Source organism: Tahibacter caeni (assembly GCF_024609805.1).
In the GTDB taxonomy this organism is placed as follows: Bacteria; Pseudomonadota; Gammaproteobacteria; order Xanthomonadales; family Rhodanobacteraceae; genus Tahibacter; species Tahibacter caeni.
This window is the reverse complement of sequence record NZ_JANFVR010000205.1, coordinates 1-8,743: the sequence shown is the minus strand read 5'-3', so window position 1 is coordinate 8,743 and position 8,743 is coordinate 1. Positions and strand designations below refer to the sequence as shown.

Annotated in this window: 7 protein-coding genes; 6 read left to right on the top strand and 1 reads right to left on the bottom strand. The window is 68.8% G+C overall.

Going from position 1 to position 8,743, the window contains the following annotated elements; translation table 11 throughout:
- Positions 1-281 precede the first annotated feature (281 nt).
- The 6 genes from clpB to NON22_RS16030 all read left to right on the top strand — a co-directional run bounded on the left by clpB (position 282) and on the right by NON22_RS16030 (position 7,481).
- On the top strand, positions 282-2,885 hold the full coding sequence (clpB, locus tag NON22_RS16055; RefSeq protein WP_257387955.1) for an ATP-dependent chaperone ClpB: 2,604 nt from the start codon (positions 282-284) through the stop codon (positions 2,883-2,885).
- An 82-nt stretch (positions 2,886-2,967) separates the two neighbouring features.
- On the top strand, positions 2,968-3,273 hold the full coding sequence (locus NON22_RS16050) for an FmdB family zinc ribbon protein (protein WP_257387954.1): 306 nt from the start codon (positions 2,968-2,970) through the stop codon (positions 3,271-3,273).
- A gap of 111 nt (positions 3,274-3,384) precedes the next feature.
- Positions 3,385-3,930, top strand: a complete 546-nt coding sequence (locus NON22_RS16045) for a DUF3011 domain-containing protein (protein WP_257387953.1) — start codon at positions 3,385-3,387, stop codon at positions 3,928-3,930.
- A gap of 193 nt (positions 3,931-4,123) precedes the next feature.
- Positions 4,124-5,896, top strand: a complete 1,773-nt coding sequence (gene aspS / locus NON22_RS16040) for an aspartate--tRNA ligase (protein WP_257387952.1) — start codon at positions 4,124-4,126, stop codon at positions 5,894-5,896.
- Positions 5,897-5,952: 56 nt separating this feature from the next.
- Positions 5,953-6,585, top strand: coding sequence for an esterase/lipase family protein (locus NON22_RS16035; RefSeq protein ID WP_257387951.1), 633 nt, complete (start codon positions 5,953-5,955; stop codon positions 6,583-6,585).
- Positions 6,586-6,725: 140 nt separating this feature from the next.
- Positions 6,726-7,481 (top strand): hypothetical protein, encoded by a 756-nt coding sequence (locus NON22_RS16030; protein ID WP_257387950.1) that lies wholly within the window; start codon positions 6,726-6,728, stop codon positions 7,479-7,481.
- Between the two features lie 96 nt (positions 7,482-7,577).
- Here NON22_RS16030 and NON22_RS16025 read toward each other — a convergent pair.
- Positions 7,578-8,743, bottom strand: a 1,166-nt coding sequence (locus tag NON22_RS16025; RefSeq protein ID WP_257387949.1) for a sulfotransferase family protein, incomplete at its 5' end; no start/stop codon positions are given.

The window sequence follows — 8,743 nt, the reverse complement described above, 5'->3', positions numbered from 1 at the left end:
GGCGCGGCACTGCGGATCGGCGGCGAGCCGCTCGCGGCACTGCTGCGCGCGCCGCGCGTCGCGCCCGGCCAGCAGCAGGGTCCAGTCCGGCTCGCGCGCGAGCCGCCCGGCGATGCGCGAGCCGAACAGGCCGTAGGCGCCCAGCAGCAGTACCGTCCAGCTCATCGCGGCTCCCCGGAAATCGGCCGATGGTAGCCTGCGGCTGCGCTTGAATCGGTTCTTCACGACCACATAACCCCGCCATCGCCGGCCGCGCCGGCCCCTCTTTTCCCGGGTGATCCATGCGTCTGGACAAGTTCACGTCGCGCTTGCAGCAAGCCCTGGCCGATGCGCAGAGCCTCGCCGTCGGCCGTGACCACAACATGCTCGAACCGCTGCATCTGATGGCGGCGTTGCTCGACCAGCAGGGCGGCTCCACCGTGCCGCTGCTGAGCCAGGCCCAGGTCAACGTGCCGCTGCTGCGCCAGCGCGTGGCCGAAGCGCTCGCGCGCCTGCCGCAGATCAAGGGCCAGGAAGGCCAGGTGAACATTTCGGGCGATCTGAACCGCCTGCTCAACCTCAGCGACAAGCTGGCGCAGCAGCGCGGCGACCAGTTCATCGCGAGCGAGCTGTTCGTGCTCGCGGCGCTCGATGATCGCGGCGAGCTCGGCGCCGCGCTGAAGGCGGCCGGCGCGACCAAGGCCAACCTCGAAGCGGCGATCGAGAAGATGCGCGGCGGCGAGAAGGTGCAGTCCGAAGGCGCCGAGGACCAGCGCCAGGCGCTCGAAAAATACTGCGTCGACCTGACCGCGCGCGCCGAGGCCGGCAAGCTCGATCCGGTAGTCGGCCGCGACGAGGAAATCCGCCGCACGATCCAGGTGTTGCAGCGCCGCACCAAGAACAATCCCGTGCTGATCGGCGAGCCCGGCGTCGGCAAGACCGCGATCGTCGAAGGCCTCGCGCAGCGCATCGTCAATCACGAGGTGCCCGAGAACCTGCGCGACCGCCGCGTGCTCAGCCTCGACATGGGCGCGCTGATCGCCGGTGCCAAGTTCCGCGGCGAATTCGAGGAACGCCTCAAGGCCGTGCTCAACGACCTCTCCAAGCAGGAAGGCCGCGTCATCCTGTTCATCGACGAGCTGCACACGATGGTCGGCGCCGGCAAGGCCGAAGGCGCGATGGACGCGGGCAACATGCTCAAGCCGGCGCTCGCGCGCGGCGAGCTGCACTGCATCGGCGCGACGACCCTCGACGAATACCGCAAGTACGTCGAGAAGGACGCCGCGCTCGAGCGCCGCTTCCAGAAGGTTTTCGTCGGCGAACCCAGCGTCGAGGACACGATCGCGATCCTGCGCGGCCTCAAGGAACGCTATGCCGTGCATCACGGCGTGGAGATCACCGATCCGGCCGTCGTCGCCGCGGCGACCCTGTCGCACCGCTACATCGCCGACCGCCAGCTGCCCGACAAGGCCATCGATCTCATGGATGAAGCGGCCTCGCGCATCCGCATGGAAATCGATTCCAAGCCCGAGGAAATGGACCGCCGCGAGCGCCGTCTGATCCAGCTCAAGATCCAGCGCGAGGCGCTGAAGAAGGAGAAGGACAGCGAATCGAAGCAGCGCCTGTCCGATCTCGAGAAGGAGATCGCCGTGCTCGAGCGCGAGTATTCCGACCTGGAGGAAGTCTGGAAGTCGGAAAAGGCCACGTTGCAGGGCGCGACGAAGATCAAGGAGCAGATCGAGCAGGCGCGTCTCGACCTCGAAGGTGCGCAGCGGCGCCAGGATTTCGCGCGCATGAGCGAAATCCAGTACGGCCGCCTGCCCGAGCTCGAAAAGCAGCTCAAGGCCGCGCAGGAAGCCGAGAAAGTCGGTTTCACCCTGCTGCAGGACAAGGTCACGGCCGAGGAGATCGCCGAGGTCGTCGCGCGCTGGACCGGCATTCCGGTCAGCAAGATGCTGGAGGGCGAGCGCGACAAGCTGCTGCGTATGGAGGACGAGCTGCACAAGCGCGTGATCGGCCAGGACGAGGCCGTGCGTGCCGTCAGCGACGCGATCCGCCGCGCGCGCGCGGGCCTGGCCGATCCGAACCGTCCGTCGGGCTCGTTCCTGTTCCTCGGCCCGACCGGCGTCGGCAAGACCGAACTGTGCAAGGCGCTGGCCGATTTCCTGTTCGATTCCACCGACGCGCTCGTGCGCATCGACATGTCCGAGTTCATGGAAAAGCATTCGGTCGCGCGCCTGATCGGCGCGCCGCCGGGCTACGTCGGCTACGAGGAAGGCGGCTACCTGACCGAAGCCGTGCGCCGCCGGCCCTATAGCGTGATCCTGCTCGACGAAGTGGAAAAAGCGCACCCGGACGTATTCAACGTGCTGTTGCAGGTGCTCGACGACGGCCGCCTGACCGACGGCCAGGGCCGCACCGTCGACTTCCGCAACTGCGTGGTCGTGCTGACGTCCAACCTCGGCTCGCAGCTGATCCAGGAAGCGTCGAGCATCGGCGGCGAGGAAGGCTATACGCAGATCAAGGCCGCGGTCATGGGTGTCGTGCAGGCGCAGTTCCGGCCCGAGTTCATCAACCGGCTCGACGAGATCGTCGTGTTCCGGCCGCTGGAGCAGGCGCAGATCCGCCAGATCGCGCGCATCCAGACCGCCGGCCTGGCCCGGCGCCTCGCCGAGCGCCAGCTGCGGCTGGTCGTCAGCGACGCGGCGCTGGACCTGCTCGGCCAGGCCGGTTTCGACCCGGTCTACGGCGCCCGGCCGCTCAAGCGCGCGATCCAGCAGCAGCTCGAGAATCCGCTGGCCAAGCAGATTCTCGAAGGCCGCTTCAGCGCCGGCGACACGGTCGCCGTCGACGTGCAGGGTGGGCAGCTCGCGTTCGATCGCCGGCCGGCCGCCGCGGCGGCCTGAGCGAATCTGCTTGAAAACCCGGCGCCGGTCCGCACAATGCGGGCCGGTTCCGGGCCCTGGGCCCTTCGCTTCCGACAAAACCATGCCGATCTACGAATTCGAATGCGGCGAATGCGGTCAGCGCTTCGATCGCCTGCAGAAACTGTCCGACCCCGATCCGACCGACTGCCCGTCTTGCAGCCGCCCCGCCGTGCGCCGGCGCGTGACGGCGCCGTCGTTCCGTCTGGCCGGCTCGGGCTGGTACGAAACCGACTTCAAGAAGGACGGCGACAAGAAACGCAATCTCGCCGGCGACGGCAGTTCGGCCAAGCCGGCCGAAAGCAGCGCGGGCGCGGCGCCCGCGGCCGCGGCGAGCACCTCGACGACGGGCGGCGGGAGCTCCGCCTGAACCGTGCCCGGAGGGTGCTGAACCGAGCCTAGCCCTGCACGTGGGCATCACGGACCGGCTTCATCTTCACCGCTTACACTAGCGCCGCGTTTGGCCAAAGGAGAAGGTGTGATGATGACGCGTGTGCTGGGAATAGCCGCTTTGACGCTCATGGCGCTGCTCGGCGCCGGTCCGGACGTCGCGAAGGCCCAGGGTTACGGCCACGGCCGCGACTCGATCGAGTGCCGCAGCAACGACTACCGCTACAACCGTTGCAACACCAATTGGCGCGATGCGCGTCTCGTGCGCCAGCTGTCGGGCAGCCGCTGCATTCGCGGCCAGACCTGGGGCGTCGATCGCGGCGGCAATGTCTGGGTGGACCGCGGCTGCGCGGCAGTCTTCGTCGAAGCCGGCGGCGGTCCGGGCGGCGGTCACGGCGGCGGCTGGCGTCCGGGTCCGGGCTGGGACACCGACATCAGCTTCGTCTGCGAAAGCCGCGACTTCCGCTACAACATGTGTCAGGTCGACGTCGGCCGTGGCGGCGGCGTACGCATCGTGCGGCAGATCTCCGGCACGCGCTGCATCGAGGGCCGCACCTGGGGCTACAACCGTGCCGGCGTCTGGGTCGACCAGGGCTGCGCCGCCCAGTTCGTGGTCGAGCGCCGCTGGCGCGACTGACCGCAGCAGGCTCGCTCATGGCCGCCGCTCCCGCACGCCGGGGGCGGCGGTTTCTTTTTCGGCATCACATGCGGCCGCCGGGGGCGGCCGGCTTAGGCCCGCTTCTTGTTTGCAGCGCAACAAGATCCTCCGTAGGATTCCGGCCTTTCCGCCCGATTCGGGCGGGCCCCCTTTGCTCCGGAGCCTTTAGCGTATGCGCAGCCATTACTGCGGTCTCGTCGACGAGACCCTGATCGGTCAGACCGTCACCCTTTGCGGATGGGCGGACAGCCGGCGCGACCATGGCGGCGTCATCTTCATCGACCTGCGCGACCATGAAGGCATCGTGCAGGCCGTCGTCGAACCGGACAACGCGGCCGCGTTCCAGCAGGCCGAAGGCGTGCGCTACGAGTTCTGCCTGCGCATCGTCGGCACGGTCCGCGCGCGTCCGGCCAGCCAGATCAACGACCGCCTGCGCACCGGCCGCATCGAAGTCGTCGCCGACAGCGTCGAAGTGCTCAACACCGCCGCGCCGCTGCCGTTCATGCTCGACGACAACGTCGGCGAGGACGCGCGCCTGCGCTACCGCTATCTCGACATCCGCCGACCGGACATGCAGCGCAAGCTGCGCATGCGCACCAGGCTGGTTTCGGCGCTGCGCCGCTATCTCGACGAGCGCGGTTTCCAGGACATCGAGACGCCGATCCTGACCAAGGCCACGCCCGAAGGCGCGCGCGACTATCTCGTGCCGAGCCGCGTGCATCCGGGCGAATTCTTCGCCCTGCCGCAGTCGCCGCAGCTGTTCAAGCAGCTGCTCATGATGGCCGGCATGGACCGCTACTACCAGATCGCGCGCTGCTTCCGCGACGAGGACCTGCGCGCCGACCGCCAGCCCGAATTCACCCAGCTCGACATGGAGTTCGCGTTCGTCGGCGAACGCGACGTGCAGGACTTCGTTGAGGGCATGGTGCGCACGATCTTCAGGCAGGTCGTCGACGTCGAGCTCGATGCGGAATTCCCGCGCATGACCTATGCGGAAGCCATGCGCCGCTACGGCTCGGACAAGCCGGACCTGCGCATCGACCTCGAACTCGTCGACGTGGCCGACGCGGTCAAGGACAGCGATTTCAAGGTGTTCTCCGGTCCGGCCAACGATCCGGGCGGCCGCGTCGCGGCGCTGCGCGTGCCCGGCGGCGCCGAGCTCACGCGCAAGCAGCTCGACGATTACGGCCTCTACGTGCAGAAGTACGGCGCCAAGGGCCTGGCCTGGATCCGCGTGGACGATCTCGACAAGGGCCGCGACGGCCTGACGTCGCCGATCGTGAAGTTCCTCGGCGACGAGGCGGTCAAGGCCATCTTCGCCGCGGTCGGCGCGCAGACCGGCGACGTGATCTTCTTCGGCGCGGGCCCGTACAAGACCGTCAGCGACTTCCTCGGCGCGCTGCGTCTGAAGGTCGGCCGCGACCTCGGCCGCGTCGCCGGCGGCTGGCGGCCGCTCTGGGTCGTCGATTTCCCGATGTTCGAATACGACTACGACGCCAAGCGCTTCGTCGCGCTGCATCACCCGTTCACGGCGCCGAAGGTCGACGACGTCGCCGACCTCCGCGCGAACGCCGCGATCTCGGTGTCGCGCGGCTACGACATGGTGCTCAACGGCAACGAGATCGGCGGCGGCTCTATCCGCATCCACCGGCCCGAAATGCAGAGCGCGGTGTTCGACCTGCTCGGCATCGGCGCCGAGGAAGCCGAGGCCAAGTTCGGCTTCCTGCTCGACGCGCTGAAGTACGGCGCGCCGCCGCACGGCGGCATTGCGTTCGGCATCGACCGCATCGCCGCGCTGATGGCCGGCACCGACTCGATCCGCGACGTGATCGCGTTCCCGAAGACCGCGAGCGCGCAGTGCCTGCTGACCTCGGCGCCGTCGGCCGTGCCCGAAGCGCAGCTGCAGGAGCTGCACGTGCGCGTGGTCAAGCCGGTCAAGGGCTGACCCGCCCGCCTCGGCGCCGCTTGCCGCCGTTCCGGCCGTTCGCGCAGGATGCGGGCATGAGCGACGAGGCGGTCATTCTGATTCACGGCGTCTGGATGCGGGGATTCAGCCTGCTGCTGTTGCGCCGGCGCCTGGACGAGGCCGGCTTTCGCACCGAGCTGTTCGACTACGCGAGCGTCTTCGGCCGCGACGAGCACAGCCTCGACCGGCTGAGCCGGCGCATCCGGGCACAGACGTCGCGCCGCGTGCACCTGGTCGGCCACAGCCTCGGCGGCCTCGTGGCGCTGCGGACCCTGGATCGGCTGCCGAGCCCGCTTGAAGGCCGTGTGGTCTGCCTGGGGTCGCCGCTGAACGGCAGCGCCGTCGCCCGGCGCCTGAACCGCCGCGGCCGCCGCGCCCAGCTGCTGGGCTGCAGCGCGGACGTGCTCTGCCGCGGCCTGTCGCAGCTCGCGCCGCCGACCGAGGTCGGCGTGATCGCCGGCACGCGCGCGGTCGGCCTGGGGCAGCTGCTCGGGGTGTTCGACGGGCCGAACGACGGCACCGTCAGCGTCGCCGAAACCCGCTGGTCCGGCGCAGCCGAACACTGCGAAGTGTCTGTTTCGCATACAGGTTTGACACTTTCGTCCGCCACCGCGGCGCTGGCGGCGCGTTTCCTGCGGTCGGGCTCGTTTGCCGCTCCGGCGACATAAAAACACCGATAAGACTTGCCGCCGGCGCCAAGTCAAGTATGCTGGTGAGCGGTCCGTCGCTGGGAGGCGGCGACCGTTCAGTCCGGCTCTTATGCCCCTGCTCGTCGTTTCGCAGGTGTGCTTGGCAGTACGAAACGCGCGTGGCCTTCGGCGGCGTCCCTTGCGGCGCCCGGTCGACAATGGATTGCAAGGCTGCGTGCCGCAGGGTCCGTGCTCCCTGGTCGAGTCGCTGGATTGAATTTGTCGATTTTTGGCGGAATGTTTTTTCTTTTTTCAGTCGGGGAGTTGAAACAATGAAGCGCTCTGCAGTTCTCGCAAATTCCATTCGTCGCATCGTCGGCCTCTCCGCCGGCGCCCTCGTTCTCACCGTTGCATCGACCTCCAGCATGGCGGCCGTCGTCTGCAGCTCGCCGGCACTTTCCGTTCCCGCGAACATCGACGGCGTCTACCTGAACCTGGTGACGGGCGCGACGGGCACCGCGGGCGGCTCGGTCGCGGGCTGGGACATCAACCTGTACCAGACCGGTGCTTCGGCGCTGTACTTCTTCTGGCCGTCGACCCCGGCCAACAGCGCCGGCGGCGCGTCCACGGCCACCGTCTATGACGCGCTGGACGCCGGACAGCCGATCGGCCCGTCGCAGACCTACATCGTCAATTCGGGCAGCGGCGGCGCGGCTCCGTTCGCCAACTGGCAGCAGGCGCAGACCGGCAAGTATCTCGGCGTGCGCTTCTACAACGAAGCCACCTCGACGATCAATTACGCCTGGATCCAGCTCAATACCGGCGCTTCTGCCGGCTTCCCGGCGACCATCAACCAGTACTGCTACGACAACACCGGCATTGCGGTCACGTCGGGCACGACGCCGGTTGCGCTGCAAAAGTTCTCGGTCGACTGAGCCAGTCGCTGCGCCTCCCGGCACGATCCGACAACGAAAAAAGCGCGATCGCGAGATCGCGCTTTTTTTTGAGCGGCCGCCGCGGCGGCTTCGCGGTCAGGCGCCGTCGCGGGCCCGGGCCAGGGCGGCTTCGAGCGGTCCCAGGAGGTCGCCGTAGCGTGAGCGCCGCGCGGTGTCGCGCTGCAGGGGCTGGCGCACCTGGGCGGCGCTCGCGGTCCGCGTCACGCGGCCGGCGGACTGCGGTGCCAGGCAGGCCGGATCGAAGTCGAGGCCGCAGAACGCGAGCAGGGCGCGGATTTCCCGCTCGGGCTCGGCCAGCAGGTTTTCGTAGACGAGGGTGCGACAGCGCTGCGCATCGCGCTGCTGCCACCAGGACCAGAGTTCACGGCTGTCCCGGGCATAGCCGGCCAGCTCGTCGAGGTCGTAGCTGTAGGCGACGCGCTGCGGCGCGAACAGCTGCTTGTAGCAGGACCAGCAGGTTTCCAGCAGGTCGCGTTCGCAGCCGATCACGCGCGCGCCGGGCAGCATCGCGAGCGCGGCGCCGACGTACGGCCAGTTTTCCGGCAGCTTGTCGGTGAAGCGCCGGCCGCCCTGCCAGCGCTCGGTCAGCTGCAGGTAGCGGCGTCCGAGGCGTTCCCAGTCGGCGGCCGTCGCGGTGCCGACCCAGCGCGGGAACGGCTGCCCCCGGCGCGCGGACTCTTCCTGTATCACCGTGGACAGATGCGGCAGCTCGCTCGCGCCGACGACATCGGGATGGGCCGCGAGCATCTGCTCGACAAGCGTCGTGCCCGAGCGCGGCATGCCGACGACGAAGATCACCTGTTCGCCGAGTCCGTCCGGAGAGCCGGCCGGCGGCGCGGCGAAGGCCTCGCGTATGGCTTCGCAATAGCGGCGATGTGCGGCGGCGTCCCAACTGATCGTCTTGCGCCGCAGGCGGTTCGCCTGCTCGAAATGCGCCACGGCTTCCGCGAGACGGCCGCGCGCCTCGCAGGCCAGGCCGGCCGCGAAACCGGCGAGCATGCGGTCGTCGCCGCCGACCCGCGGGTCGGCGGCCAGGCTCTGCATCGCGGCGATGTCCTCGTCGCTGAAAGCCGTCGTCTTGAGATCGGCCAGCCCGAACCAGGCGCGCGCGGCTTCACCGGCCACGCCGGTCAGTCCGCGGTATTCGGTCACGGCTTCGTCGATGCGGCCGAGGCCGGTCAGCGCGCGCGCGGCGAGGAAACGGCTCGCGCGGCGCTGCGGCGCCAAGATCGGAAGAGCAC

Bases quoted from the DNA above. Each gene is read 5' to 3' on its own strand.
- aspS (WP_257387952.1), top strand. From the start codon at position 4,124: ATGCGCAGCCATTACTGCGGTCTCGTCGACGAGACCCTGATCGGTCAG.
- NON22_RS16035 (WP_257387951.1), top strand. From the start codon at position 5,953: ATGAGCGACGAGGCGGTCATTCTGATTCACGGCGTCTGGATGCGGGGA.
- clpB (WP_257387955.1), top strand. From the start codon at position 282: ATGCGTCTGGACAAGTTCACGTCGCGCTTGCAGCAAGCCCTGGCCGAT.
- NON22_RS16045 (WP_257387953.1), top strand. From the start codon at position 3,385: ATGATGACGCGTGTGCTGGGAATAGCCGCTTTGACGCTCATGGCGCTG.
- NON22_RS16050 (WP_257387954.1), top strand. From the start codon at position 2,968: ATGCCGATCTACGAATTCGAATGCGGCGAATGCGGTCAGCGCTTCGAT.